Consider the following 24889-nt stretch of genomic DNA (forward strand, 5'->3'; position numbering starts at 1 on the left):
CCGAGGAGGTAGGCATGTACCAGCGCTTCGAGGCAGAGGTCGCCGGCGGCCTGGGGCCGGGCGTCGACCACGACCCGAGCCGCGAGCCGCGGCTCGTCGGCCCGCTCCACTACGAGTTCGACGGCTGGCTCGGCGACGACATCGTCACGACCTCCGGCTACTGGATCGTGAGCGCGCCGCTCGCCGATGCGCTGCGCGCGTCGACGCTCTCGGGGTTCGAGCTCGCCGAGGTCGTCGTGACGACCGAGCAGCAGTTCGGCGCCCTGCCCCTGCCGCGACCGTTCCCCGAGCGGTGGGAGCGGCTCGTGCCGACGGGCTCGCGCGCCGCGGGCGACGACGTCGTGCTCGAGGACCGCGTCGACCTGCTCGTGAGCGACGCCGCGCTCGCGCTGCTGCAGGAGTTCGAGATCGGCGAGGCGTTCACGACGCCGGCCGACGAGCCGCCGTTCGAGGGCGACGTCATGCAGCGGTTCCTCGCGCAGCAGCGCGCCAAGGGCAATCCGGTCTGACGACCGCGACGATACGGAGGGGATGCTCGTGAGCACGACGATCCAGGGTGAGCTCGGCCGCTACGCGGAGCTGATCGGGGCGCGCAAGGACGACCCCCGCGTGCTCGAGCTGCTGCAGCGCTCACCGCACTTCCGCGAGCAGCAGCCGTTCGTCGACCCGTCGAGCGGCGCCGAGTGGATCGTGGTCGAGAGCGTCGCCGACGGCGTGCGGCTGCAGTTCCGCGACGGCGTGCTCGCGAAGGCCTCCGCGGAGGTGGCCGGGAGCGCGCACCTCGACGCGGCCGCGCACCCCGACGAGCTCATCGACGGACTCGACCTGCGCACGGCGACCGCCGACGACGTCGTCGCGCGCTTCGGGGCGCCGACGAAGCGCGGGCGCACGTCGCTGCAGTACGCGCTCGAGGGGGCGACGCTCACGGTCGCGTTCCTCGACGAGCGCGTGCGCGCGGTGACCGTCAGCGACGGCAGGCGCTGAGCGAGGCCCCGGCGGGCGCTCGGCCCTGACGTCTCACGGCAGCCGGTCGACGAGCTCGCTCGCGAGCCCCGTGTAGGTGTGCGGGGTGAGGCGGCGCAGCCGCTCCTTCGCGCCCTCCGAGATGTCGAGGCCGTCGACGAACGCGACGAGCTCGGCCTGCCCGACCCGCTGGCCGCGCGTGAGCTCCTTGAGCTGCGCGTAGGGGTCGTCGATGCTCGAGCGGCCCGCGAGCACCTCGGCGCGGATGACGGTCTGGATCGCCTCGGCGAGCACTTCCCAGTTGCCCTCGAGCGCGGCGTCGAGCGCGGCGTCGGAGACGGCGATCTCGCCGAGGCCGCGGCGGAGGTTGTCGAGCGCGAGCAGCGAGTGGCCGAGCGCGACGCCGATGTTGCGCTGCGTCGACGAGTCGGTGAGATCGCGCTGCAGCCGGCTCGTCACGAGGGTGGCCGAGAGCGACTCGAGCAGCGCCGAGGCGATCTCGAGGTTGGCCTCGGCGTTCTCGAACCGGATGGGGTTGATCTTGTGCGGCATCGTCGAGGAGCCCGTCGCGCCCGCGACGGGGATCTGCGTGAACGCGCCGAGCATGATGTACGTCCACACGTCGGTCGCGAGGTTGTGCAGGATGCGGCCGGCGTGCGAGATGGCGCCGAAGAGCTCGGCCTGCCAGTCGTGCGACTCGATCTGGGTCGTGAGCGGGTTCCACGTGAGGCCGAGCGAGGCGACGAAGGCGGATGCGGTGGCGGGCCAGTCGGCGTCGGGCTCGGCGACGACGTGGGCTGAAAACGTGCCGGTCGCGCCCGCGAACTTGCCGAGCACCTCGACGCCCTCGATGCGCTTCGCCTGCCGCTCGAGCCGCCACGCGACGACCGCGAGCTCCTTGCCGAGCGTCGTCGGCGTCGCGGGCTGGCCGTGCGTGAGCGAGAGCATCGGCCGGTCGCGCTGCTCGAGGGCGAGCTCGCGCAGCCGGTCGATGACCGCGCGGAGCGCCGGCAGCCAGACGTCGTGCACGGCCGCGCGCACCGTGAGGGCGTAGGAGAGGTTGTTGATGTCCTCGCTCGTGCACGCGATGTGCACCGCCTCCGAGAGCCGCTCGAGCCCGAGCTGCGCGAGCCGGTCGCGCACGAGGTACTCGACCGCCTTGACGTCGTGGCGCGTGACGGCCTCCTTCTCGGCGAGCCAGTCGATCTCCGCCTGCCCGAACCCGGCCGCCCACTGCCGCAGCGCATCCGCATCGCTCGCCTCGACCGGGCCCGCGCCGAAGAGCCCGTGCTCGGCGACCCACAGGAGCCACTCGACCTCGACGTGCACGCGCGCGCGGTTGAGGCCGGCCTCCGAGAGGTGCTCGGAGAGTCCCGCGACCTGCCGCTGGTAGCGGCCGTCGAGCGGCGAGAGGGGCTGGGCGGGCATCGTCATGGGGCTCCTTCAGGCGCGGAGGGCTGGCTGGATCTGGCGGAAGAGCCGGCCGACCGCGGTCTCGATCTGGCGGAGGACGGTGCCGAAGAAGGCGTCCTCCGAGTAGTAGGGGTCTGGCACGTCGGGCACGGTCGCGTCGGGGTCGAACGAGAGCAGCAGCCGGATCTTCGAGCGCTGCTCCTCGTCGCGCGCGAGCGAGCGCAGCGCGCGCTCCTGCCCGCGGTCGAAGGCGATCACGAGGTCGAAGGCGTCGAGCCAGTCGGCGCTGAACTCCTTCGCGCGGTGGGCGCCGGCGTCGTAGCCGGCCTCGACGAGCGTGCGGAGCGTGCGCGCGTCGGCGGTCTCGCCCACGTGGTAGTCGCTGATGCCGGCGCTCGCGACGAGCAGCCGGTCGGCGACGCCGTGCCGCTTCGCGAGCTGCTCGAAGACCGTCGCCGCCATCGGCGAGCGGCAGATGTTGCCGGTGCAGACGAAGCAGACGCGGAAGCGCGTCGCATCGGCGAGCTCCCGTTCGATCGTCACCGACCCATTCTGGCGGATGCGGTGCTCGAGCCGCGCGGGCCGCTCGTTCTCCACAGGCGCGCCCGCGCGCCGCCCGAGCAGGCCGACGCCGGTGCCATCGTGCCGCCCACGGCGGAGGGAGCGGCGATGACGGTGGTGACGGCTGCGGCGGCTGCGGCGCTGCGCGCTCGCGCGGTCGACGAGGCACGGGCGGCGCAGCACGCGGTGCGGCGGGCGCGGTCGCGGATGCGCGACGCGGCCGACGTCGTCGTGCTGCGCGGGCAGGCCGACTGGCTCGGGCCCGCGCGCGAGGCGTTCGACGAGCGCTGCCGGCGGCTGCGCGAGCGGATCGCGGCCGAGGAGCACGAGCTCGCGATGCTCGAGCTGTCGATCGAGGGAGCGCTGTGACCGCGCCCAAGGCCTCGGCTCCCGTCGCGTGGGACAGCACGGTGACGGGCGTCGCGAGCGCGCGGCTCCGCGAGGCCGAGTGGCGCGTGCGGGGCGCCGCCCTCGCCCTCCGCTCGGCGCCCGACCTGCGGGTCGCGGCCGCCCCCGGCGTGAGCGTCGCGGCGCTGCGCTCGTGCGCGGCAGAGCTCGAGCTGCGGCGCGCCGCCGCCGAGGCCATCGTGGCCGACCTCGAGCGGCTCCACGACGACACCGTACTCGCCGGCCGAGCCTACGAGCTCGCGTCGGATGCGGTGCTCCGGGCGGTCGAGGAGCTCGTGGGCGGCGCCGCCTACGCGGCCGGCGTCGGTGCGCGGGCGCTCGTCGGCGCGGCCTTCGGCGCGGCGCTCGGCACGGTCGGGCTGTGGGGACCGGCGCTCGCCGCCGGGGTGGGCGGCGCGCTGCTCATCGGCCTCGTGGCGGTGCCGCTCGCGGCGCGGCTCGCGGCGCTGCATCCCGCGCAGGCCGCCGCGGTGACCGCGCTCGCCGAGCGCGCGGGCCGCGCGGTCGAGCCCTTCCTCGCCCAGGCATCGGCGTTCTGGGATCGCTCGAGCGAGCAGCTGCTCGCGAACCCGGCCTTCGTGACGGCGCTCGCGCTCGCGGTCGAGTCGAGCGACGAGGCGCTCGCCGGCTTCCTCGGGGTGCCGGTCGGCACGGCGCGCGCGATCGAGTCGACCGTCGGGCAGGACGAGCTGCTCGCGGGCCTCGTCGGCGGCGCAGTCATCGCGACTCGCGTCGGCGGCGGCCTGCGGCCGGTGCGGGTCGCCGCGCTCACGCCGGCGACGCCGCACCGCGCGCCCGTCTCGACGCCCGCCGCCGCGATGCGAGTCATCCGGGATCAGCCCGGGCAGGTGTCGATCCACGAGCACCGCATGCCCGACGGCTCGCGCCGGTTCCAGGTCTTCGTCGACGGCACGCAGGACATCGGGCTCGACGACCTCGCGAACGTCGAGAACGCCGCGTCGACGCCCGCCGCGCTGCTCGGCTCGGATCGCGCGGTCGTCGAGGCGATGGAGGCGGCCGGCATCGGGCCCGACGACCCGGTCGACGTCTTCGGCTACTCGCAGGGCGCGGGCGCGGTCGCGAACGTCGCGGCGAGCGGGCGCTTCAACGTCGAGACGGCGCTGCTGATCGCGGGGCCGGTCGCGACCGCCGAGCTGCCGCCGGGCGTCGCGGTGCTGAGCGTTGCGCACGAGGGCGACCTCGTGGCGGCGAGCGACGGCATCGCCGACGGGGCGGGTCCGACGACGATCCTGCTCGAGAGCGCCGGCGGCCACGGCTCCGGTGCGCTCGCCCGGCACTCGCGCGCCGAGTACCTCACGACCCTGAAGACGACCGACGACTTCGTCGTCGCGCACTGGCAGCAGCACCTCGCCGAGGCGACCGCGGGCGGTCGCGGCGTCGCCGCGCACGACGTCGCGCTCGAGCGGCGGTGAGGCTCGCGTGTCCAGCCGACGTCGGGGCGCGCTCACTATGGTCGTCGCGTGGACGAGCAGCGATCGCCCGAGAGCCCCCAGCAGCCGAGCGTCGTGGTGGTCGGCCACGCGGCTCGCGACCTCGTCCTGCGCGCCGGGTCCCTGCCCGACGCCGGCGGCAGCGCCGCCGTCGACGAGCGCATCGAGCGCCTCGGCGGCAAGGGCGCCAACATCGCCGTCGGGGTGCGCCAGCTGCACCCGAGCGCCGCCGTCGCGCTCGTCGCGGTGCTCGGCGACGACGCCCCCGGCGAGTCCGGGCGGCGGGAAGCGGTCGCGGCAGGCATCGACGTCTCGCTCGTCGCGCGCCGCGGCGGCACCGCGCTGCTCGTCGACCTCGTCTCCGGCGAGGGGGAGCGGCGCCTGCTCGAGCACGTCACGCCCGAGTCGCAGGTCACGACCGCCGACGTCGACGCCGCCGAGGCGGCGCTCGCCGGTGCCCATGTCGTCGTGCTGCAGCTCCAGCAGCCCGCGGACGCGCTCGTGCGCGCGGCGCGCATCGCCTTCGAGGGCGGCGCGCGCATCGTGCTCGACGGCGCGATCGAGGGCGACGAGCGCGACGAGCTGCTCTCGGTCGCCGAGGTCGTGCGCGCCGACGCGGAGGAGGCGTCGATCCTCGCGGGCGTGGAGGTCGCGACGCGCGACGACGCGCGCCGCGCCGCCGAGGGGCTGCTCGGCCGCGGCGCCCGCGTCGTCGCGCTCTCGGTGCCCGACGAGGGCGACCTCGTCTGCTGGCACGGCGGCGAGCGCTTCCTGCCGCACGTCGAGCAGCGGGTCGTCGACCCGACGGGCGGCGGCGACGCGTTCGTCGCCGGCATCGTGACGGGGATGCTCCTCGGGGCCGAGCCGGGGCGGATCGGCGAGATCGCCTCCCAGGCGGCGGGCTCGACGGTGCAGCGCCTCGGCGGCCACCCGGAGCTCTCGCCGCCGGTGGAGGAGGGGTGACGGGGCCGCTCGGCTTCGACGTCGACCCTTGGAGCCTCGGCCTGACGGGCGTCGACGTCGACCGGCTCGCGCATCGCGAGTCGCTCTTCGCGCTCTCGAACGGCCACATCGGCTGGCGCGGCAACCTCGACGAGGGCGACCCGCGCGGCGAGCCCGGCAGCTACCTCAACGGACTGTTCGAGGAGCGGCCGATGCCCTACGCCGAGGAGGGCTACGGCTACCCGGAGGTCGGCCAGAGCGTCGTCAACGTGCCGAACGGCCAGCTCGTGCGGCTGCTCGTCGACGACGAGCCCTTCGACATCCGCGAGGGCACGCTCGCGCGGCACGAGCAGCGGCTCGACCTGCGCGCGGGCACGCTGCGCCGCGAGGTCGAGTGGACCTCGCCCGCGGGCCGCACGGTCCGGTTCACGACCGAGCGGCTCGTCTCCTTCACGCACCGCTCGATCGCCGCGGTGCGCTGCGTCGTCGAGGCCGTCGACGGACCGGCGCGCATCGCGGTGCAGTCGGAGCTGCTCGCGAACGAGGGCCTCGAGGACGTGCACCCCGACCCGCGCGTGCAGGACGCGCTCGAGCAGCCGCTCGAGCCGCTCGAGCACCACGCGCGCGGTGCGGGCGCGACGCTCCTGCACCGCACGCGCCGCAGTCGGCTCGGCATCGCCGTCGCGATGGACCACGTCGTGCACAGCACCGCCGTCACGTCGCCCTCGGTCTCGAGCGACGCATCCGCCGACCTCGCCCGCACGACGATCGCCGCAGCGCTGCAGCCGGGGGAGCGGCTCGAGGTCGTCAAGCTCGTCGGCCACGAGTGGTCGGCCGAGCTCGCGCCCGCGACCTTGCGCGCTCGCGCGGAGGCGGCCGTCGACGACGCGCTGCGCGACGGCTGGACGGGCCTCGCCGAGGGGCAGCGCACTCGGCTCGACGAGCACTGGGCGTGCGTCGACGTCGAGGTCGAGGGGAGCCCGCGCCTGCAGCAGACGGTGCGGTTCGCGCTCTTCCACGTCTTCCAGTCGGCCGTGCGGCTCGAGCTGCGCTCCGTGCCCGGCAAGGGCCTCACGGGGAAGGGCTACGAGGGGCACACCTTCTGGGACTTCGAGGCGTTCGTGCTGCCCGTGCTGACATCGACCCTACCGGAGGCGGCGGCGCAGGCCCTGCGGTGGCGGCACGCGACGCTCGACCGAGCGAGGGAGCGCGCGAGGCACGTGCGGCTCGGCGGCGCGACGTTCGCGTGGCGCACGATCGACGGGCGCGAGAGCTCGGGCTACTGGCCGGCGAGCACCGCCGCGTTCCACGTCAACGCCGACATCGCCGCGGCGGTGCTGCACTACGTGCGCTCGACGCGCGACATCGCCTTCGAGCGCGAGGCGGGGCTCGAGATCCTCGTCGAGACGGCGCGGCTGTGGCGCTCGCTCGGCCGCCTCGACCCCGATGGCGGCTTCCACCTCGACGGCGTGACGGGGCCCGACGAGTACTCCGCCCTCGTCGACGACAACGTCTACACGAACGTCATGGCGCGCCGGAACCTCGAGGGCGCCGCGGCGGTCGCCCGCCGGCATCCGGACGTCGCGGCTCGGCTCGGCGTGCACGACGACGAGATCGAGGCGTGGGAGGCGGCGGCCGCGGCGATGGTCGTCCCCTTCGACGAGCGCCGGGGCGTGCACCCGCAGTCGGCGCGGTGGACGGAGCAGGCGCGCTGGGACTTCGAGGGCACGCGCGCCGACGAGTACCCCCTCCAGCGGCACTTCCCCTACGTCGAGCTCTACCGCAAGCAGGTCGTGAAGCAGGCCGACCTCGTGCTCGCGCTGCTGTTCGCCCACGACGCGTTCACGCTCGACGAGAAGGAGCGCGGCTTCGCCTACTACGAGCCGCTCACCGTGCGCGACTCGTCGCTCTCGGCGGTGCCCCAAGCGGTGCTCGCGGCCGAGCTCGGCCACCTCGAGCTCGCCGCCGACTACCTCGCCGAGGCCGCGACGATCGACCTCGACGACCTGCAGGGCGATGCGGATGCGGGAGTGCACCTCGCGTCGCTCGCGGGCGTGTGGATCGCGGTCACGGCGGGCTTCGGCGGCATGCGCGAGGGTGAGGACGGGCTCTCGTTCGCGCCCCGGCTGCCGCCCGGGACGACGCGCATCGCGTTCGGCATCCGCGTGCACGGCCGCGTGCTGCGCGTCGAGATCGAGCCGGAGCGGTCGACCTACCGGCTCGAGGCCGGCGAGCCGCTGTCGATCCGCCACTTCGGCGACGAGCTCGAGCTGACGGCGGGCGAGGCGATCAGCGCTCCGACCCCGCCGCTCGTCGTGCGGGGCGAGCGGCCGACGCAGCCGCGGCACCGGGTGCCGCGGCCCTTCCGCGAGGCGCTCGGCGACGCGCAGTAGCGGCGCCTCGACCTCGATACGCCGCCTGCGGCGGCTACTCGGCCTTGAGTCCTGCGCGCGCAACGCGACTGCGTCGCATTGCGCGCTCCGGACTCAACGCTCCCTCGGCCGCTCCTTGCCCACGACGGGCCGCATGACGATCGTGATGAGCCACGTGAGGAACGCGATGCACACCGCCGCGAGCATCCCCCACCAGAACGACTCGACCCGGATGCCGAAGCCCACGGCCTCGGAGATCCAGTGGACGATCATGAGCAGGAAGGCGTTCACGAACAGCGCGACGATCCCGAGCGTCAGGATGTAGAGCGGGAACGCGACGATCCGGATGAGGTTGCCGATCGTCGCGTTGATGACCGCGAAGACGAGGGCGACGCCGAGCGTCGTGAGCGCCACGTGCCACCACTCGTCGCCGAAGGGCACGATCTCGATGCCCGGCACGAAGAGCGTGACGAGCCAGATGGCGACGGCGGTGAACACGACGCGCAGCAGGAATCGCATGCGGCCGATTCTTCCACCCATATCCCAGCGGGGCGTCGACGCTCGCAATAGCCTGAGGCGGTGACCGTGCGACTTCGACCCGAGATTGCTGCCGTCCCCCCGTACCAGCAGGGGCGACCGGCCCCCGAGGGCGGGTTCAAGCTCTCGAGCAACGAGAACCCCTTCCCGCCGCTGCCGGCGGTCGTCGAGGCAGTGCAGCGCGAGGCCGAGCGGGTCAACCGGTACCCGCGCCCCGGCTCGCCGCAGCTCCAGCAGCAGCTCGCCGAGGAGCTCGGCGTCGACGCCGAGCGCATCCTCATCGGCGACGGCTCGGCGTCGCTCCTGCAGCAGCTCATCCACGCCGTCGCGGGCCCGGGCGACGAGGTCGTCTACGCCTGGCGCTCCTTCGACGCGTACCCGCTCTTCGTCCGCACCGGCGGTGCGACGCCCGTCGAGGTGCCGCTCGACGCCGAGCACCGCCACGACCTCGACGCGATGGCCGACGCGATCACGGACCGCACGCGCGCCGTGATCGTCTGCAGCCCCAACAACCCCACCGGCACGATCGTCACCCCCGACGAGCTCGACCGCTTCCTCGCGCGCGTGCCCGACGACGTGCTCGTCATGCTCGACGAGGCCTACATCGAGTTCGTGCGCGAGCCCATCCCCGACGGCATCGCGCTGCAGCGCGAGCGCGAGAACGTCGTCGTGCTCCGCACCTTCTCGAAGGCGTACGGCCTCGCGGGCCTCCGCGTCGGCTACGCCGTCGGCGACCCCTCCGTGCTGCGCGGCGCCGACCTCACGGGCGTGCCGCTCTCGCAGACGGCGCTCGGCGCCGCCGCGGCGCTCGCTGCCCTCGCCCACCGCGACGAGACCTTCGGCCGCATCCAGCAGGTCGTCGAGCACCGCGATGCCCTGTGGCAGCGGCTCGTCGACGAGGGCGTGCCCGTGCCGCGGCCGCACGGCAACTTCGTCTGGGTGCCGTCGCAGCCGGGGCAGGAGGACGCGATCCACGAGATCCTCTTCGACCACCTCCTCGTCGCGAAGGTCTTCCCCGAGGGCACACGCATCTCGATCGGCGAGCCCGAGGCCGACGAGCACGTCGTCGCGGCGGCGAAGGCGATCCAGGCGCTCCAGTGACCGGCACCGAGCCCATCCGCCTGCTCGACGAGGCGGGCGAGGCGGTCGTCACCGCCGAGAACGAGCAGTGGCGCGCGATCGCCGACGAGCTCTCGACCGACGACCGGCTCGCGATGCACGGCGAGATGCTGCGCACGCGCCGCTTCGACGTCGAGGCCGGCCACCTGCAGCGGCAGGGCAAGCTCGGCCTCTGGGTGCCCTCGCTCGGGCAGGAGGGCGCGCAGGTCGGCGCCGCGTGGGCGGCTCGCCCGCAGGACACGCTCTTCCCGAGCTACCGCGAGCACCTCATCGCGCTCCACCGCGGCGTCGACATGCTGCAGATCATCGACATCTTCCGCGGCGCCGCGCACGGCGGCTGGAGCCCGACGGAGCTCCCCGGCATGCGCATCTACTCGCTCGTGATCGCGACGCACGCGCTCCACGCGACGGGCTACGCGATGGGCATCGGCCTCGACGGCGCGAGCGGCACGGGCGACGCGTCCGTCGACGAGGCGGTCATGGCGTTCTACGGCGACGGTGCGGCGAGCCAGGGCGACGCGAGCGAGGGGCTCGTCTTCGCCGCGAGCTACGACGCGCCGATCGTGTTCTTCGTGCAGAACAACAAGTGGGCGATCTCGGTGCCCTCGACCCGGCAGAGCCGCTTCCCGCTCCACGAGCGCGCGCGCGGCTTCGGGCTCGAGGCCGCGTGGGTCGACGGCAACGACCCGCTCGCCTCCTTCGCGGTGTCGAGGCGGATGCTCGACGAGGCCAGGCAGGGACGCCCGGGCTACGTCGAGGCCGACACCTACCGCATGGGCGCCCACACGACGAGCGACGACCCGACCCGCTACCGCTCGCGCGACGAGGAGGAGGCGTGGGCCCGGCGCGACCCGATCGCGCGCCTCGCCGCCCACTTGCGCTCCCTCGGCGTCGACGACGCCGCGCTCGCCGAGCAGGAGCAGCGGGCCGCCGACGAGGCCGCCGACATGCGCCGCCGCACGCTCGAGGCGCCCGCCGCGGCGAGCGACGACATCTTCGACCACGTCTACGCCGACCCGCATCCGCTCATGGCCGAGCAGAAGGCGGCGCTCGCCGAGTTCGAGGCCTCGTTCGGGAGCGACGCATGACCGCCGGCCAGACCATGCCGATCGCGAAGGCGCTGAACTCGGCGCTCCGCGAGGCGATGCGCGCCGACGAGAAGGTGCTGCTCATGGGGGAGGACATCGGCCCGCTCGGCGGCGTCTTCCGCATCACCGAGGGCCTGCACGCCGAGTTCGGTGACGGGCGGGTGCTCGACACCCCGCTCGCCGAGTCGGGCATCATCGGCACCGCGATCGGGCTCGCGATGCGCGGCTACCGCCCGGTGATCGAGATCCAGTTCGACGGCTTCGTCTACCCCGGCTTCGACCAGATCGTCTCGCAGCTCGCGAAGATGCGCGCCCGCCACCGCGGCGCCGTCTCGATGCCGGTCGTCATCCGCATCCCGTACGGCGGCCACATCGGCGCCGTCGAGCACCACCAGGAGAGCCCCGAGGCGTACTTCGCCCACACGGCGGGCCTGCGGGTCGTGAGCCCCTCGACGGCGAACGACGCGCACTGGATGCTGCGGCAGGCGATCGAGAGCGACGACCCGGTGATCTTCCTCGAGCCGAAGGCGAAGTACTGGACGAAGGGCGAGGTGCTCGACGCGCCGACCGCCGCGCTCCACGACGCGGTCGTCGCGCGAGAGGGCACCGACGTGACGCTCATCGGCCACGGCGCGATGGTGCACGTGCTGCTGCAGGCGGCCGAGATCGCCGCCGGCGAGGGCACGAGCTGCGAGGTCGTCGACGTGCGGTCGCTCTCGCCGATCGACTGGGCGCCGCTCGTCGCCTCGGCCCAGCGCACCGGCCGCGTCGTCGTCGCCCAGGAGGCGCCCGGCCACGCATCGGTCGGCTCCGAGATCGCCGCGACGATCGCCGAGCGCGCCTTCTACTCGCTCGAGGCGCCCGTCCAGCGGGTGTCGGGCTTCGACACCCCGTTCCCGCCCGCGCAGCTCGAGGACGTCTACCTGCCCGACGCCGACCGGGTGCTCGCGGCCGTCGACCGCGCGCTGGCCCACTGACCATGGCCCACTGAGACGGAAGGACCTCCCATGCAGGAGTTCAGGCTCCCCGACCCGGGTGAGGGGCTCACCGAGGCCGAGATCGTCCGGTGGCGCGTGCGCCCCGGCGACACCGTCGCCGTCAACGACGTGCTGCTCGAGGTCGAGACGGCGAAGTCGCTCGTCGAGCTGCCGAGCCCCTTCGAGGGCACCGTCGAGGCGCTGCTCGTCGAGGAGGGCCAGACCGTCGAGGTCGGCACCCCCATCATCCGCGTCGCGGGGGGCGATCCCGGCGAGGTCGAGTCGGGCAAGCCGACCGAGCAGTCGGTCGAGCCGGATGCGTCCGGCGGCGCCGTGCTCGTCGGCTACGGGGTGCGGGGCGGTGCCGAGACCCGCCGCCGGAAGCCCCGCACGGTGCAGCAGCCGCCGACGCAGGCCGCGCCCGCGCCCGCGGCGCCCGCGCCCGCCGCCGCGGAGCCGGTCGCGCCCGCGGAGCACCGCGACGCATCCGCCCCGGTGCTGGCGAAGCCGCCCGTGCGGAAGCTCGCGAAGGACCTCGGCGTCGACCTGCGGCAGGTGCCGGCGACCGGTCCGATCGGCGATGTCACGCGCGACGACGTGCAGCGTGCGGCCCAGGCGGCGACGCCGGCTGCCGCGCCGGCCGCCCGCACCGCGTGGACGGGCGGGCGCGAGGAGCGCATCCCCGTCAAGGGCGTGCGGCGGGCGACCGCGCAGGCGATGGCGCACTCGGCGTTCACGGCGCCGCACGTGTCGGTCTTCACCGAGGTCGATGCGACGCGCACGATGGAGCTCGTGAAGCGGCTCAAGGCGTCCGACGGCTTCGCGGGCGTCAAGGTGTCGCCGCTGCTCATCATGGCGAAGGCGATCCTGTGGGCGATCGAGCGCTCACCGGAGGTGAACTCCACGTTCACGCCCGAGGAGCTCGTCGTGCACCGCTACGTCAACCTCGGCATCGCCGCCGCGACGCCGCGCGGCCTCCTCGTGCCCAACATCAAGGACGCGCAGGAGCTCTCGCTCGTCGACCTCGCGCGGGCGATCGAGCGGCTCACGCTCACGGCGCGCGAGGGCCGCACGCCGCCGGCCGACATGCAGCACGGCACCTTCACGATCACGAACATCGGCGTCTTCGGGATGGACACCGGCACGCCGATCCTCAACCCGGGCGAGAGCGGCATCATCGCGCTCGGCGCGATCCGGCAGAAGCCGTGGGTCGTCGACGGCGAGGTGCGGCCGCGCTGGGTCACGACCGTCGGCGGCTCGTTCGACCACCGCGCGGTCGACGGCGACGTCATCAGCCGCTTCGTGGCCGACGTCGCGTCGGTCCTGGAGGAGCCGGCGCTGCTCGTCGACTGAGCAGCCGCTCCCGACGCCCGGGACGGGCGTCGGCGCTGGGGTCGCGCTCGAGGCCCGAAAGGGCCTCGAGCCCTAGCTCCACCGCGCCTGCGGCCGCCACCACTCGTCGTCGGGCGTGACGGGCATGCGGCGCTTGTGCTCGGTGCGCGTGTACCGGTCGACGATCTGCTCCGCGACCGCAGGCTCGACGTCGCGCCCCTCGAGGAAGGCGTCGATCTGCTCGTAGGCGAGGCCGAGCTCGGCCTCGTCCGTCTGGCCCGGGCGCTCGTCGAGCAGGTCGGCCGTCGGCGCCTTCTGCCACAGCCGCTCGACGGCGCCGAGCTCGCGCAGGAGCTGCTTGCCCTGCCGCTTCGTGAGGCCGGCGAGCGGCAGCACGTCGGCCCCGCCGTCGCCGTACTTCGTGTAGAAGCCCGTGACGCCCTCGGCCGCGTGATCGGTGCCGATCACGAGCAGGCCGAGCTGGCCGCCGATCGCGTACTGCGCGATCATCCGCGCCCGCGCCTTGACGTTGCCCTTGTGGTAGTCGTCGACCTCGCCGACGCCCGCTTCGATCGACGCCTCGAGCGCGTCGACGCCCGGCTTGACGTCGACCGTCACCTCGCGGTCGGCGCGGATGAAGTCGAGCGCGAGCTGCGCGTCGTCCTCGTCGTGCTGCACGCCGTAGGGGAGGCGCACGCCGACGAAGCTCGCCTCCCCGCCGGCCGCCCGCACGCGCTCGACGGCGAGCTGCGCGAGCCGGCCGGCGAGCGTCGAGTCCTGCCCGCCGGAGATGCCGAGCACGAAGCCCTTCGCCCCCGTGTGCGCGAGGTAGTCGACGAGGAACCGCACGCGGCGCTCGAGCTCGGCGGGCGGGTCGATGGTCGGTCGGGATCCCAGGGCGGCGATGATCGCGGACTGCGCGGCGCCGGCTGCTTCAGTGGAGCGCTCCATGGCCGGAAGCCTACGCGCGCCGTGTGTCGGGCGTGTTGCGGAAGGCTGCGTGAAATTGACAATCGTTCTCAACAGCACCTACCGTGGATGTGCGCGGCAGGGTGCCGTGCTGGACAAGGACTGCAGATGCGAACCCTCACAGCGGCCGGCGCGATCGGCGCGATGGCCCTGGCAGTGACCGGATGCGCCGGCACGGCGAACGGCGCGGGCTCGGCCGGGGACCGGCTCGAGATCGTGACGACCACCACCCAGCTCGCCGACATCACGAGCGAGCTCGTGGGCGACGCGGCCGAGGTGACGAGCCTGCTGCAGCCGGGCGCCTCCGCGCACTCCTTCGACCCGGGCCCCTCGGCGCTCGGCGCGCTCGCCGACGCCGACCTGCTGATCGTGAACGGCGCCGGCCTCGAGGAGTGGCTCGACGACACCGTCGAGGCCTCCGGCTTCGCGGGCACCGTCGTCGACACCTCGGAGGGCCTCGAGCTGCTCGCCGCCGAGGGCGACCCGCACGAGGGGCACGACCACGGCGACGAGGCGGAGGGCGAGGAGCACGCCGACGAGGCCGAGCACGCCGACGAGGCGGGCCACGAGGGCGAGACGGCCGAGGAGCACGCCGCGCACGGCGAGTTCGACCCGCACGTGTGGACCGACCCCGCGAACGCGATCCTGCAGGCCCAGGCCATCCGCGACGCGGTCACGGCGGCCGACCCCGAGGCCGACATCGACGCATCCGCCGACGCCTACATCGCGCAGCTCGGCGAGCTCGAGGAGTGGATGCGCGGCTCGATCGAGCAGGTGCCGGTCGAGGAGCGGCTCGTCGTCACGACGCACGACACGTTCGGCTACCTCGAGCGGGCCTTCGACGTGCAGGTCGTCGGCACGGTGCTGCCGAGCCTCGACGACAGCGCCGATGCGAGCGCCGCGCACATCGACGGCCTCGTCGCCGAGATCCGCGCGACCGGCACGCCCGTCGTGTTCAGCGAGAACGCCATCGACCCGCAGCTCGCCGCCACGATCGCCCGCGAGGCGGGCGTCGAGCTCCGCCAGGGCGAGGACGCCCTCGCGGCCGACGCGCTCGGTCCGCAGGGCAGCCCGACCGGCACCTACATCGGCTCGCAGATGCACAACACGACCGCGATCGTCACCGCGTGGGGCGCCGAGCCGCTGCCGGTGCCAGGATCGCTCTCATGAGCGAACCCGTCGTCGAGATCGCCGACGCCTCCTTCGGCTACGGGGGAGCGCCGGTGCTCTCGGGCGTCTCGTTCGAGGTGCGCGCGGGCGAGGCGGTCGCGCTCATCGGGCCGAACGGCGCGGGCAAGTCGACCCTGCTCGCGGGGCTGCTCGGGCTCGCGCAGCACGAGGCGCGCGTGTTCCGCGTGCCGGCCGCGCGCGGCGAGATCGGCACGCTCCCGCAGTCGAGCGAGATCGACCCGGCGTTCCCCGTCACGCTCGAGCAGGTCGTCGCGATGGGCCGCACGCCGCGGCTCGGCCTCAAGTGGCCCGGCAGGGCCGACAGGCGCATCGTCGCCGAGGCGATCGAGGCGGTCGGGCTCACCGAGCACCGCGGCACGCGCTTCGGCGACCTCTCGGGCGGCCAGCGCCAGCGCGCGCTCCTCGCGCGCGCCCTCGCGGGCGAGCCGCGCCTGCTGCTGCTCGACGAGCCGTTCAACGGCCTCGACCACGGCTCGCGCGACGCGCTGCTCGAGACGGTGCGGCGCCTCAAGGCGCAGGGCGTCGCCCTCCTCATCACGACGCACGACCTCGACCTCGCGCGCGCGGTGTGCGATCGCACCCTGCTCGTCAACGGGCGGCAGATCGCCTTCGACGAGACCGGATGCGTCCTCACGCTCGAGCGCGTCGAGGCCGCGTTCGCGAGCCACGTGATGGAGATCGACGGGCACACGCTCGCGACGACCGAGCACCACGCCGCCGCGCACGGCGCGCACCACCACCACGTGCTGCAGGACGACGGCGCCGCGGGCGCCGAGCACCGATGACGCCGACCGCGGCGCTCATCGACCCGTTCACGCCGTTCTCCGTGCCCTTCATGGGGCGACCGCTGCTGCTGCTCGTCGCGCTCGCGATCGCGGCGGGCACGGTCGGCGTGCTCGTGAACCTCCGGCGGCTCGAGTTCTCGACCGACGGCCTCACGCACGCGGTCTTCCCCGGCCTCGTGGTCGGCGCGACTCTCGGCGGCGCGGCGGGGCTCATGCCGGGCGCGATCGGCGCGGCCGTCGTCGCGGCGGTCGTGCTCGCGCTCATCTCGCGCCGCGGGCAGCCGCGCGACACGGCGGTCGCGATCGTGCTCACCTCCTTCTTCTCCCTCGGCGTCGTGCTCGTCTCGGGATCCGGGGGAGCGACGGGCAGCCTCTCCGACTTCTTCTTCGGCCGGCTGCTCACGATCACGTGGGCTGACCTCGGCCTCTCCCTCGCGCTCATCGGCGTCGCGGTGCTGCTCGTCGTCCTGACCGCGAGGCCGCAGCTCTACGCCGCGTTCGACCCCGCGGGTGCGCGCCGCGCGGGGCTCCCGGTGCTCGTGCTCGAGGTCGTCGGCACGGTCGCGGTCGCGCTCGTCGTGGTCGCCGCATCCGCCTCGGTCGGCACGCTGCTCGCCCTCGCCGTCGTCATCGTGCCGACGGCGGCGGCGCGCGCCCTCACGCGCTCGCTCGCGGCAGCGGCCGTCGTCGCGATCGCGTTCGGCGCCGCCACGGGCTGGCTGGGCCTCTGGGCGGTCGTGCAGCTCGCGGTGCTCGGTGTGGATGTGGCGCCCGGCGCGACCGTGGCCCTCACGATGATCGTCGGCTACCTCGCTGCGCTCGCGATCGGGCACCTGCGGGGCACATCGACTCGGCACTCGGCGATCGCGAGCTCGGCGGGAGCGGCGTCGTGACGCTCGACTTCTTCTCCCGCGCGCTCCTCGAGGTGACGCTCGCCGGCGCCCTCGCTGGCCTCGTCGGCGTGCTCGTCGTGCTGCGCGAGCGCGCCTTCTTCACGATGTCGCTCACGCACGCGACCTTCCCCGGCGCGGTCGCCGCGGCGATGCTCGGCGTCTCGATCCCGCTCGGCGCGGCGGTCGCGGCGGTCGCGCTCGTCGCGATCGCGGTCGGCATCGGCCGCATCCGCTCGCAGGGCCCCGCCGTCGCGTCGGGCATCATGCTCACCGCGGGCTTCGCGCTCGGTGCCCTCCTGCAGTCGCTCAGCCCGCTCGCGATCGACGTCGAGTCGTTCCTCATCGGCCAGGTGCTCGCCGTCACCGGCGCCGACATCGCGCTCACCGCGGTGCTGCTCGCGGTCGCGATCGTCGTGTGGGCCATCGCTGGCCCGCACCTCGTCTTCTCGAGCGCCGACGAGGGCGGCTACCGCCGCGCAGGCATGCGCCCCTGGATCCCCGAGGCGGTCGCGCTCGCCCTCATCGCGGCGACCGTCGTCGCGATCATGCCGGTCGTCGGCGCGATCCTCGGCGTCGCCCTCATCGTCGCGCCCGCCGCGGCCGCCCGGCTCGTCGTGCGCGACTGGCGCGCGATGCTCGTCGTCGCGCCGCTCATCGCGATCGCCTCCGGCGTGCTCGGCCTCGTGGCGTCGCGCTGGCTCGAGCTCGCCGCGGGCGGCGCGATCGCGCTCGTGGCCGCCGCCTTCTACGGCCTCGCCTGGCTCTGGGCCGAGGCCGCCCGCCGCCCGCGTGGCACGATCGAGACGAGGACACCGTGGAGGACGACACCGTGACCGCCCCCGCTCCCCGCCGCAGCACGAAGCAGCGCGAGGCCGTGCGCGAGGCGCTCGAGGCGAGCGACGAGTTCGTCTCGGCGCAGGCGCTGCACCAGTCGATGCGCGCCGAGGGCTCGACGGTCGGGCTCGCGACGGTCTACCGGGCGCTCGCGGCGCTCGCGGAGGACGGCGAGGCGGATGCGCTGCAGTCGGCGGGCGAGCTGCTCTACCGCGCGTGCACCAAGACCCATCACCACCACCTCATCTGCCGCTCGTGCGGCCGCACCGTCGAGCTCGAGGCGGCCGCCGTCGAGCGCTGGGCTGGCCAGGTCGCCGCCGCGCACGGCTTCGTCGAGCCCGACCACGTCGTCGACATCTTCGGCCTGTGCGCGGAGTGCGCCGCCGAGCGCGACGCGCGACGCTCCGCCGGCTGATCCGTCCCCAGGTCACTCCTGCCCATCGCGCTCGAGCGCTTCCGATGTGAGACTGTCTCGACGAGACCGAGGGGAGCCCCAGTGACCGCTCAGCCCAGTGCTTTCCGATCCAGTGCCTTCGGTGCGCGCCGACCGAGCCCCGACCAGCAGCCGACGCTCCTGCAGCAGATCCAGCAGCGCGAGCAGCAGCACGCGCAGTCGCAGGATCCGCCGGTCGATCGCGGCCAGGCCGAGCCCGGCCCCTACGACCAGCCGCTCGCGCAGGCATCCATGCCCTACGGCTCGGGCGCCGGGGGTCGACCGGCTGCCGGCGCGGTCGAGAATCCCTACCGCGAGCAGCCCAGCTCGCCGTCGCCGTGGCCCGAGCGGCCTGCGGCAGCGCTCCAGGCGCGTCGCATCTTCGGCATCCAGCCGGTGCTGTTCGTCGGCATCTGCCTGCTCGCGATCGTCACGCTCGTGACGGTCGTGCTCATCTTCGTCGGCGACTTCGAGAGCCAGGCGTCGCGCGTCGTGTGGACGGTCGTCGTCTTCCTCGCGTTCACGGGTCTCCTCGCGCTCGACCTCGTGCTCGCGCGGCGCTCGTCGACGCCGCTCATCATCGGCGTCGCGGCGAACATCTACCTGCTCGCGGTGCTCATGATCTCGATCTGGATGCGCGGCACGGGAGGCGACCCGTGGGACGACGACTGGCTCTTCGGCGAGCTCTTCGGCATCACGCTGCTGACGATCCTCGTCGTGCGCGCTGCCGCGGCCGGCGCGTGGGGCCTCATCTCGCTCGGCGAGCGCGGCCGGGCGGAGATGGCGCGCATCATCGGGCTCGTCGCGGCGGCGCTGCTTGGGCTCGTCGGCATCCTGCTGACGCTCCACTTCGCGATCGAGGCCTTCGGCTTCGAGGTGACCGAGTGGTACTGGCGCGCGACGGTCGCGGCGATCGTCGTCACGGCGCTCGCCGCGTCGGTGACGGTGCTGCTCTTCTGGAACCGCCGCAACATCGACTGGCAGGAGGCCGAGGCGCGCGGCGAGCACCAGCGGCGCGCGGTGCCTCAGCAGCTCGGCGGCGCCGCGAACCCGACCGCGATGCACCCCGGCGCGGCCGCCGCGCCGCCGATGCCGCAGCCGATGCCGCAACCGATGCACCAGCCGGGCGCGCAGCCGACTCCCCGGCCGGCGCCGGGCGGCATGCTGCCGTGGCCGACCTACGCCGACGGCACGCCGCTCCCGATGGGCCCCGACGGCCAACCGGTCTTCCCGCCGCAGCGCTGACGACGGGATCTGGATCGGTATTGCCGCGAGCGGGCGGCATCGCGTACGATTGACCCTTGGCGCGGTTTCGGCCGCGCAGCGCACGTCGCCTCCAAACCCCACCAGGCTCGGCTTCGGCGTGTGCAGGCAAGTGATCTTGGGCAGGCCTTCGGGTCTGCGGTACCCAATTGGAGGCACCATGGCAGCCGTATGCCAGGTGACCGGAGCCATCCCCGGCTTCGGGCACAACATCTCGCACTCGCACCGGCGCACGAAGCGTCGCTTCGACCCGAACGTGCAGCGCAAGACCTACTTCGTCCCGTCGCTCAAGCGCAACGTGACGCTCAACGTCTCGGCCAAGGGCATGAAGGTCATCGACGCCCGTGGCATCGAGGCCGTCGTCCGTGACATGCAGGCTCGGGGGGTGAAGCTCTGATGGCGAAGAAGGCGCAGGACGTCCGTCCGATCATCAAGCTCCGCTCGACCGCGGGCACCGGCTACACGTATGTGACGAAGAAGAACCGTCGCAACAACCCTGACCGACTTGTGCTGAAGAAGTACGACCCCATCGTGCGTCAGCACGTCGAGTTCCGAGAGGAGCGATAAATGGCCAAGAAGAGCATGATCGCCAAGAACGAGCAGCGGAAGGCCATCGTCGCCCGCTACGCCGAGAAGCGCGCAGCCCTCAAGAAGGCGCTCGTCGACCCGAAGAGCACCGACGAGGAGCGCGAGGCCGCCCGCATCGGCCTGCAGAAGCTGCCCCGCAACGCCTCGCCCGTCCGCGTCCGCAACCGCGACGCGATCGACGGCCGCCCCCGCGGCCACGTCGGCGACTACGGCATCTCGCGCGTCCGCTTCCGCGACATGGCGCACCGAGGCGAGCTGCCCGGCGTGACCAAGTCGAGCTGGTAAGCACCCGCTCCACGCATCACGATGGCCCCGACCCCAGCGGTCGGGGCCATCGTCGTCTCCGGATGCGGTCACACGGCCGCGACGGCGCACTCGGTCAGGCGGGCGCGGTCTCGAGGTCGCAGGTGCAGTCCTTGAGGTGCGCCCATGGTGGGTCGCTCGCGGTGCACTTGGCGGGTTGGTCGCTCGAGAGCTCCCAGATGTCGACGCCGCGGTCGACGAACCCCGGCCCGGCGGGCTCGGGCTCGTCGAGGTAGATCTTGCCCGTCGGGCTGGTCCATTCGAGGACGCCCTGGTCGAGCTGCCGGACGGTCCAGGCGGTGGCGTGCTTCATGAGGTGATGCCGTCGGCACAGGTGCGCGAGGTTCGAGAGCGTCGTGGGGCCGCCGTCGGCGTGGGCGATGGTGTGGTCGGCGTCGGCTCTGGAGACGCGGTTGGTGCAGCCGGGCCAGCGGCAGCGGCCGTCGCGGCGCTGCAGCCAGCGCCGCATGGCCCGGTTGGGCTTGTACGTGTCGACCGCGACCGGGACGCCGGTGACGGGGTGGAGGAACAGCCGCTCCCACGTGATCGTCTCGGCCGCGAGCGCCCGGACGGTGGCCGCGTCGACGAGCGCTCCGCCCTCGAGCGCGCCGGAGAACCGCAGCTGCGGCTCGTCCTCGTCGTCGCTCGGCTTGAGCAGCTCGGTGGCGGGGATGGTGATCGTGATGGTGGCGGCGATCGGGTTGATGCCGTGCAGGTCCTGCGGCGTCTGCCCGGTGAGCAGCGTCTCCATGAGCGCGTCGAAGCGGTACTGGTCGAAGGTGCGGGGGTCGTCCTTCGGCTTGGCTCGGGCGGCGTCGGTGGCGCGGTTGAACGCGCCGTGGATCGTGGCTGACGGTCCGGCCATGGAGAGCACCGTGATGCCGTCGTCGTGGTCGTCGAGCCAGGCGCGGCGCTGCTCGACCGCCCGGTCGTGGCGGCGCTGGAGTGGCTCGGTCATCGCCCGGTCCACGATCCGGCGGGCACGCGAGCGCAGCTGCGACGGCGTGACCCGCTCGGCGATCTCGACCAGTTCCGCCTCCACGCGGGCCCGGTCGTCGGGGTCGACGGACGGATCGGTGCGGAGCGCCTCCGTCGCCTGCTCGATCGCGCGCAGGTGGGTGCCCGTGATCCGGCCCGCCTTGTGGGAGGCGTGCGCGGCGGGGAGGTCGGTGACGGTCAGCCATGCGCCGGTGAGCTTCCGCTCCATGGCGCGGTCGGACAACCGGAGCTCAGCGGCGAGGTTGGAGGCGGTCTCCTTGACCGCCATCCCGGTGTCACCGCCCGCGTCGCGCAGCCGTTGCAGCTCTGCTGCGAGCACTTCGCGCTCCTCGGCGTCGAGGCGCGCTCGGCGCTGCTCGATGGCCCGCATCCGGCCGGCGACCGCATCGAGGGCGCGCACGTGCTCCGAACGGGCATCGATCGTGCCGGGCAGCGGCGGCACCTGCATGCGGCCGGCGATGACCTCCTCGACCTCCGCGTCGCTCAGGCGCGCGAGCCGCTCGGACCAGTCCCGGTCGTAGGCGGCGAGCTCCTCCTCGAGCTCCTCGGCGGTGCGGCCGTGCGGGTCGATCGCGCCCGCCCGGATCGACGCGATGTACTCCTCCGCATCGACGCCCCACCACTCATCCATGCGGGCATTCCACCACGGGCCACTGACACGCGAACGCGTGGGAGAAGAGCCTGTGGAGAACGCGTTTCGCCCGGTCAGGCCCGGGTGATCACCGCATCCGCCGGTGACACCGTGAGCCACCGCCAGCCGTAGGGCTCGAGCTCGAGCTCGAGCGTGCCGTCGATCGTGATCGACCGCTCGTCGAAGCGGTCGGTGAGGGTGACGGGCCCGTCGTCGGTCGTCACCGAGAGCCGCACCGCCTCGCGGCCGTCGCCGAGGTTGTGGAGCGCGAGCATCGTCCAGTCGTCGCCGCGCGCGACGTGCCCGAGCACCGCGCGCTGCCGCACGCCGAGCACCTCGAGCGTCGACCACGCGAGCTGCGGGGCGTCGCGGTACAGCGTGGCGAGCCGGCGCACGTGGTGCCAGAGCGAGTCCGGATCGCGCCGCTGGTCGGCGACGTTCACCCGTTCGGGCCCGAACGGGCCCTCGACGACGGGGCGCGTCAGGCTGGAAGCCGGCGCGCTCGAGAAGCCGCCGCCCGGCCCGGGCTCCCACTGCATCGGCGTGCGCACGGCGTAGCGGCCGGGCACCGAGAGCTCCTCGCCCATCCCGATCTCCTCGCCGTAGAAGAGCACGGGGCAGCCGGGGAGCGAGAACATGAGCGTGTAGACGAGCCGCACCGCGCGCTCGTCGCCGAGCATCGTCGGCAGCCGGCGCCGGATCCCGCGACCGTAGACGCGCATCCCCTCGTCGGGCGCGAACGCCTCGAAGACCTCCTCGAGCTCGTCGGGCTCGAGCTTGTCGAGCGTGAGCTCGTCGTGGTTGCGCACGAAGTTCGCCCACTGGCTCGCATCCGGCAGCTCGGGCCGCTCGCGCAGCGCCTGGGCGAGCGGCGTGGCGTCGCGCCGCGCGAGCGAGAGGTAGAGCCGCTGCATCGAGACGAAGTCGAACTGCAGCTGCAGGCCCGCGGACTTGCCGTCGGCGTGGAACCACTCGAGCTGCTGCTCGTGCGTGAGGTTGACCTCGCCGAGCAGCGCGACCTCGCCGTTCCGGCGCGACGCGAAGCGCTGCAGCCGCCGCAGGTGCTCGGCGCCGTCGTAGTCGGTGCCAGCGGGCTGCGTGCCGTGCTGGTCGGCATCGCTGAACAGGAACGGCACCGCGTCGACGCGGAACCCCGAGACGCCGAGCTCGAGCCAGAGCCCGAGGTTGCGCTCGATCTGCTCGCGGACGGCCGGATGCGCGATGTTGAGATCCGGCTGATGGGCGCGGAAGTGGTGCAGGTAGTACTGGCCCGTCTGCTCGTCGAGCGTCCACGTCGAGTCCTCCTCGCCGGGGAAGACGGGCGGATCCGGGTTCGCGGGCGGCTCGTCGCGCCACACGTACCAGTCGCGGTGCGGCGACTCGCGCGAAGCGCGCGACGAGCGGAACCACGGGTGCTCGGCCGAGGTGTGGTTCATGACGAAGTCGATGATCACGCGCATGCCCTGCGACCGCGCCACGCGGATGACCTCGACGAGGTCGCCGAGGGTGCCGAGCCGCGGGTCGACGGCGAAGAAGTCGGTGATGTCGTAGCCGTCGTCGCGATCGGCGGTGGGGAAGAACGGCATGAGCCAGAGGCACGTCACCCCGAGGTCGGCGAGGTCGTGGATGCGCGACACGAGTCCCTGCAGATCTCCCGCGCCGTCGCCGTCGGAGTCCTGGAAGACCTGCACGTCGAGGCAGTAGATGACGGTGTTCCGCCACCAGTGGTCGGCGTAGTCGATCGGGTGCGGGCTCACGCGCCGGCCCGTCCCGGACCGGCACCGAAGGCAGGCAGCACGCGCTCGCCGAACGCGTCGATGAACGCCGACTGCTCCTTGCCCACGTGGTGCAGGTAGACGCGGTCGAAGCCGAGCTCCAGGATCTCGGCGATCCGCGCCTCGTGCACGGACAGGTCGCTCGAGACCGTCACCGCCTGCCGGATCTCGTCATCGGTCGCGCCCGCCGCGGCGCGCTCGAGCTCCTCAGCCGTCGCGAGGTCCCACGACTCCGGCGCGCCGATCGTGCCGGTCGCCCACTGGTCGCGCGCGATCGCCATCGCCTCGTCCTCGTCGGGCGCCCACGACAGGTGCAGCTGCGCCGCCGCCTCGCCGCGACCGCCCGCGTCTCGGTAGCGCGCGAGGATGTCGCGCAGGGTCGGCACGTCCGAGGCGACCGTGATGAGGCCATCCGCCCACCGCGCGTGCGAGGCCGCCGACTCGGCGGTGACGGCCGCGCCGAAGAGCGGCGGCGGTTCGGCGGGGCGCGACCACACGCGCGCGCGATCGACCACGATCTCGCCCGAGTGCGTCACCTCCTCGCCCACGAGCAGCCGCCGCATGACCTCGACCGACTCGTCGAGGCGCCGCACGCGCGTCGCCTTGTCGGGCCACGGTTCGCCCGTGATGTGCTCGTTCATGTTCTGGCCCGAGCCGAGCGCCGCCCAGCAGCGGCCCGGGAACATCTCCTCGAGCGTCGCGATCGCCTGCGCGACGATCGCGGGGTGCATGCGCTGGCCCGGCGCGGTCACGAGTCCGAGCGAGAACGACGTGGTCGCGAGCGCGGCGCCGAGCCACGCCCACGAGAAGCCGCTCTCGGCCTGCCGGGTGCTCCAAGGCGTGTGGTGGTCGGAGCACATCGCCGCCTGGAAGCCGGCCTGCTCGGCATGGTGCACGTGGTCGAGCAGCGCCGAGGGGGCGATCTGCTCGTGCGAGGCGTGGAACCCGATGAGCGTCATGGCCTCCACGGAACCGGCCCCGACGCATCCGGTCAATCGGCGTTCGTCCAGGTGGGCGTGGAAACGGGGCGACGGATGCGTCGAAGGGCGCCCGGATGGAGTG

26 protein-coding genes are annotated in these 24889 nt (G+C 73.7%); 19 read left to right on the forward strand and 7 right to left on the reverse strand.

All coding sequences use genetic code 11. The features are described 5' to 3' along the window. Positions 1-14: 14 nt before the first annotated feature. Positions 15-509, forward strand: a complete 495-nt coding sequence (locus H508_RS16560) for a hypothetical protein (protein WP_021010563.1) — start codon at positions 15-17, stop codon at positions 507-509. 28 nt (positions 510-537) lie between these two features. Next, positions 538-984 (forward strand): hypothetical protein, encoded by a 447-nt coding sequence (locus H508_RS0103200; protein ID WP_144061053.1) that lies wholly within the window; start codon positions 538-540, stop codon positions 982-984. A 33-nt stretch (positions 985-1017) separates the two neighbouring features. Here H508_RS0103200 and purB read toward each other — a convergent pair whose 3' ends face one another. Then, positions 1018-2397 (reverse strand): adenylosuccinate lyase, encoded by a 1380-nt coding sequence (gene purB, locus H508_RS0103205; RefSeq protein ID WP_026373002.1) that lies wholly within the window; start codon positions 2395-2397, stop codon positions 1018-1020. A 9-nt stretch (positions 2398-2406) separates the two neighbouring features. Further along, on the reverse strand, positions 2407-2919 hold the full coding sequence (locus tag H508_RS0103210) for a low molecular weight protein-tyrosine-phosphatase (protein ID WP_021064997.1): 513 nt from the start codon (positions 2917-2919) through the stop codon (positions 2407-2409). A 126-nt stretch (positions 2920-3045) separates the two neighbouring features. Here H508_RS0103210 and H508_RS0103215 point away from each other — a divergent pair, with 126 nt between their 5' ends. The 4 genes from H508_RS0103215 to H508_RS14245 are packed head-to-tail and all read left to right on the forward strand — an operon-like array spanning position 3046 to position 8131. Further along, on the forward strand, positions 3046-3306 hold the full coding sequence (locus H508_RS0103215; protein ID WP_021010559.1) for a hypothetical protein: 261 nt from the start codon (positions 3046-3048) through the stop codon (positions 3304-3306). Further along, on the forward strand, positions 3303-4778 hold the full coding sequence (locus tag H508_RS14240) for a serine/threonine-protein kinase (RefSeq protein ID WP_035253716.1): 1476 nt from the start codon (positions 3303-3305) through the stop codon (positions 4776-4778). The genes H508_RS0103215 and H508_RS14240 overlap by 4 nt, the downstream gene beginning before the upstream one ends. A 48-nt stretch (positions 4779-4826) precedes the next feature. Further along, complete coding sequence (locus tag H508_RS0103230) at positions 4827-5759, forward strand: PfkB family carbohydrate kinase (protein ID WP_051222588.1); 933 nt, start codon at positions 4827-4829, stop codon at positions 5757-5759. Further along, on the forward strand, positions 5756-8131 hold the full coding sequence (locus tag H508_RS14245; RefSeq protein WP_035253975.1) for a glycoside hydrolase family 65 protein: 2376 nt from the start codon (positions 5756-5758) through the stop codon (positions 8129-8131). Before H508_RS0103230 ends, H508_RS14245 begins: the two co-directional genes overlap by 4 nt. 93 nt (positions 8132-8224) lie before the next feature. On the opposite strand, the gene H508_RS0103245 is transcribed toward H508_RS14245, so the two are convergent. After that, on the reverse strand, positions 8225-8629 hold the full coding sequence (locus tag H508_RS0103245) for a phage holin family protein (RefSeq protein WP_021010553.1): 405 nt from the start codon (positions 8627-8629) through the stop codon (positions 8225-8227). A gap of 60 nt (positions 8630-8689) precedes the next feature. On the opposite strand from H508_RS0103245, the gene H508_RS0103250 reads away from it, so the two are divergent. From H508_RS0103250 to H508_RS0103265, 4 genes are read left to right on the forward strand one after another with little or no spacing between them, the layout of a single operon-like run. Continuing rightward, positions 8690-9748, forward strand: a complete 1059-nt coding sequence (locus H508_RS0103250) for a histidinol-phosphate transaminase (RefSeq protein WP_026373008.1) — start codon at positions 8690-8692, stop codon at positions 9746-9748. After that, positions 9745-10854: a thiamine pyrophosphate-dependent enzyme gene (locus H508_RS0103255; RefSeq protein ID WP_026373009.1), complete on the forward strand. Its 1110-nt coding sequence runs from the start codon at positions 9745-9747 to the stop codon at positions 10852-10854. The genes H508_RS0103250 and H508_RS0103255 overlap by 4 nt, the downstream gene beginning before the upstream one ends. After that, positions 10851-11831 (forward strand): alpha-ketoacid dehydrogenase subunit beta, encoded by a 981-nt coding sequence (locus H508_RS0103260; protein ID WP_026373010.1) that lies wholly within the window; start codon positions 10851-10853, stop codon positions 11829-11831. Before H508_RS0103255 ends, H508_RS0103260 begins: the two co-directional genes overlap by 4 nt. Before the next feature lie 30 nt (positions 11832-11861). Beyond that, positions 11862-13184: a dihydrolipoamide acetyltransferase family protein gene (locus H508_RS0103265; RefSeq protein ID WP_026373011.1), complete on the forward strand. Its 1323-nt coding sequence runs from the start codon at positions 11862-11864 to the stop codon at positions 13182-13184. Positions 13185-13256: 72 nt separating this feature from the next. Here the strand turns inward: H508_RS0103265 and nadE are convergent, their stop codons facing one another. Continuing rightward, positions 13257-14114, reverse strand: a complete 858-nt coding sequence (nadE, locus tag H508_RS0103270) for an ammonia-dependent NAD(+) synthetase (RefSeq protein WP_051222590.1) — start codon at positions 14112-14114, stop codon at positions 13257-13259. A gap of 126 nt (positions 14115-14240) precedes the next feature. On the opposite strand from nadE, the gene H508_RS0103275 reads away from it, so the two are divergent. The 9 genes from H508_RS0103275 to rpsN all read left to right on the forward strand — a co-directional run bounded on the left by H508_RS0103275 (position 14241) and on the right by rpsN (position 20404). After that, on the forward strand, positions 14241-15302 hold the full coding sequence (locus tag H508_RS0103275; protein WP_035253718.1) for a metal ABC transporter substrate-binding protein: 1062 nt from the start codon (positions 14241-14243) through the stop codon (positions 15300-15302). Beyond that, a complete protein-coding gene (locus tag H508_RS14250; RefSeq protein ID WP_084154988.1) occupies positions 15299-16108 on the forward strand; it encodes a metal ABC transporter ATP-binding protein in 810 nt (269 codons plus the stop codon). Before H508_RS0103275 ends, H508_RS14250 begins: the two co-directional genes overlap by 4 nt. Beyond that, the gene (locus tag H508_RS14255) at positions 16105-17001 is read left to right on the forward strand and encodes a metal ABC transporter permease (protein WP_169514150.1); all 897 of its coding nucleotides are present in this window, start codon (positions 16105-16107) and stop codon (positions 16999-17001) included. Before H508_RS14250 ends, H508_RS14255 begins: the two co-directional genes overlap by 4 nt. Next, positions 16998-17834, forward strand: coding sequence for a metal ABC transporter permease (locus tag H508_RS14260; protein WP_051222592.1), 837 nt, complete (start codon positions 16998-17000; stop codon positions 17832-17834). Before H508_RS14255 ends, H508_RS14260 begins: the two co-directional genes overlap by 4 nt. Further along, complete coding sequence (locus H508_RS0103295) at positions 17816-18250, forward strand: Fur family transcriptional regulator (RefSeq protein WP_026373014.1); 435 nt, start codon at positions 17816-17818, stop codon at positions 18248-18250. The genes H508_RS14260 and H508_RS0103295 overlap by 19 nt, the downstream gene beginning before the upstream one ends. Before the next feature lie 81 nt (positions 18251-18331). Continuing rightward, a complete protein-coding gene (locus H508_RS0103300) occupies positions 18332-19513 on the forward strand; it encodes a hypothetical protein (RefSeq protein ID WP_026373015.1) in 1182 nt (393 codons plus the stop codon). A 178-nt stretch (positions 19514-19691) separates the two neighbouring features. Further along, on the forward strand, positions 19692-19928 hold the full coding sequence (gene rpmB / locus H508_RS0103305; RefSeq protein WP_026373016.1) for a 50S ribosomal protein L28: 237 nt from the start codon (positions 19692-19694) through the stop codon (positions 19926-19928). Next, on the forward strand, positions 19928-20098 hold the full coding sequence (gene rpmG, locus H508_RS0103310; protein ID WP_021010541.1) for a 50S ribosomal protein L33: 171 nt from the start codon (positions 19928-19930) through the stop codon (positions 20096-20098). Before rpmB ends, rpmG begins: the two co-directional genes overlap by 1 nt. Further along, positions 20099-20404: a 30S ribosomal protein S14 gene (rpsN, locus tag H508_RS0103315; RefSeq protein WP_026373017.1), complete on the forward strand. Its 306-nt coding sequence runs from the start codon at positions 20099-20101 to the stop codon at positions 20402-20404. A 94-nt stretch (positions 20405-20498) separates the two neighbouring features. Here rpsN and H508_RS16565 read toward each other — a convergent pair whose 3' ends face one another. The 3 genes from H508_RS16565 to H508_RS0103330 form a co-directional block, all read right to left on the reverse strand. Continuing rightward, the gene (locus H508_RS16565; RefSeq protein WP_051222594.1) at positions 20499-22052 is read right to left on the reverse strand and encodes an HNH endonuclease signature motif containing protein; all 1554 of its coding nucleotides are present in this window, start codon (positions 22050-22052) and stop codon (positions 20499-20501) included. A 74-nt stretch (positions 22053-22126) separates the two neighbouring features. Next, on the reverse strand, positions 22127-23809 hold the full coding sequence (locus H508_RS0103325; protein ID WP_026373018.1) for an alpha-amylase family protein: 1683 nt from the start codon (positions 23807-23809) through the stop codon (positions 22127-22129). Further along, positions 23806-24786: a TIGR03885 family FMN-dependent LLM class oxidoreductase gene (locus H508_RS0103330; protein WP_026373019.1), complete on the reverse strand. Its 981-nt coding sequence runs from the start codon at positions 24784-24786 to the stop codon at positions 23806-23808. Before H508_RS0103330 ends, H508_RS0103325 begins: the two co-directional genes overlap by 4 nt. Between the last annotated feature and the right edge of the window lie 103 nt (positions 24787-24889).

Source organism: Agrococcus lahaulensis DSM 17612 (genome assembly GCF_000425105.1).
GTDB classification, from domain to species: domain Bacteria; phylum Actinomycetota; class Actinomycetes; order Actinomycetales; family Microbacteriaceae; genus Agrococcus; species Agrococcus lahaulensis.

Coding starts and splice junctions, on each gene's coding strand:
- rpmB (WP_026373016.1), top strand. CDS start 19,692: ATGGCAGCCGTATGCCAGGTGACCGGAGCCATCCCCGGCTTCGGGCAC.
- nadE (WP_051222590.1), bottom strand. CDS start 14,114: ATGGAGCGCTCCACTGAAGCAGCCGGCGCCGCGCAGTCCGCGATCATC.
- H508_RS0103215 (WP_021010559.1), top strand. CDS start 3,046: ATGACGGTGGTGACGGCTGCGGCGGCTGCGGCGCTGCGCGCTCGCGCG.
- H508_RS0103260 (WP_026373010.1), top strand. CDS start 10,851: ATGACCGCCGGCCAGACCATGCCGATCGCGAAGGCGCTGAACTCGGCG.
- purB (WP_026373002.1), bottom strand. CDS start 2,397: ATGACGATGCCCGCCCAGCCCCTCTCGCCGCTCGACGGCCGCTACCAG.
- rpmG (WP_021010541.1), top strand. CDS start 19,928: ATGGCGAAGAAGGCGCAGGACGTCCGTCCGATCATCAAGCTCCGCTCG.
- H508_RS0103275 (WP_035253718.1), top strand. CDS start 14,241: ATGCGAACCCTCACAGCGGCCGGCGCGATCGGCGCGATGGCCCTGGCA.
- rpsN (WP_026373017.1), top strand. CDS start 20,099: ATGGCCAAGAAGAGCATGATCGCCAAGAACGAGCAGCGGAAGGCCATC.
- H508_RS14255 (WP_169514150.1), top strand. CDS start 16,105: ATGACGCCGACCGCGGCGCTCATCGACCCGTTCACGCCGTTCTCCGTG.
- H508_RS0103330 (WP_026373019.1), bottom strand. CDS start 24,786: ATGACGCTCATCGGGTTCCACGCCTCGCACGAGCAGATCGCCCCCTCG.
- H508_RS16565 (WP_051222594.1), bottom strand. CDS start 22,052: ATGGATGAGTGGTGGGGCGTCGATGCGGAGGAGTACATCGCGTCGATC.
- H508_RS0103265 (WP_026373011.1), top strand. CDS start 11,862: ATGCAGGAGTTCAGGCTCCCCGACCCGGGTGAGGGGCTCACCGAGGCC.
- H508_RS14250 (WP_084154988.1), top strand. CDS start 15,299: ATGAGCGAACCCGTCGTCGAGATCGCCGACGCCTCCTTCGGCTACGGG.
- H508_RS16560 (WP_021010563.1), top strand. CDS start 15: ATGTACCAGCGCTTCGAGGCAGAGGTCGCCGGCGGCCTGGGGCCGGGC.
- H508_RS0103245 (WP_021010553.1), bottom strand. CDS start 8,629: ATGCGATTCCTGCTGCGCGTCGTGTTCACCGCCGTCGCCATCTGGCTC.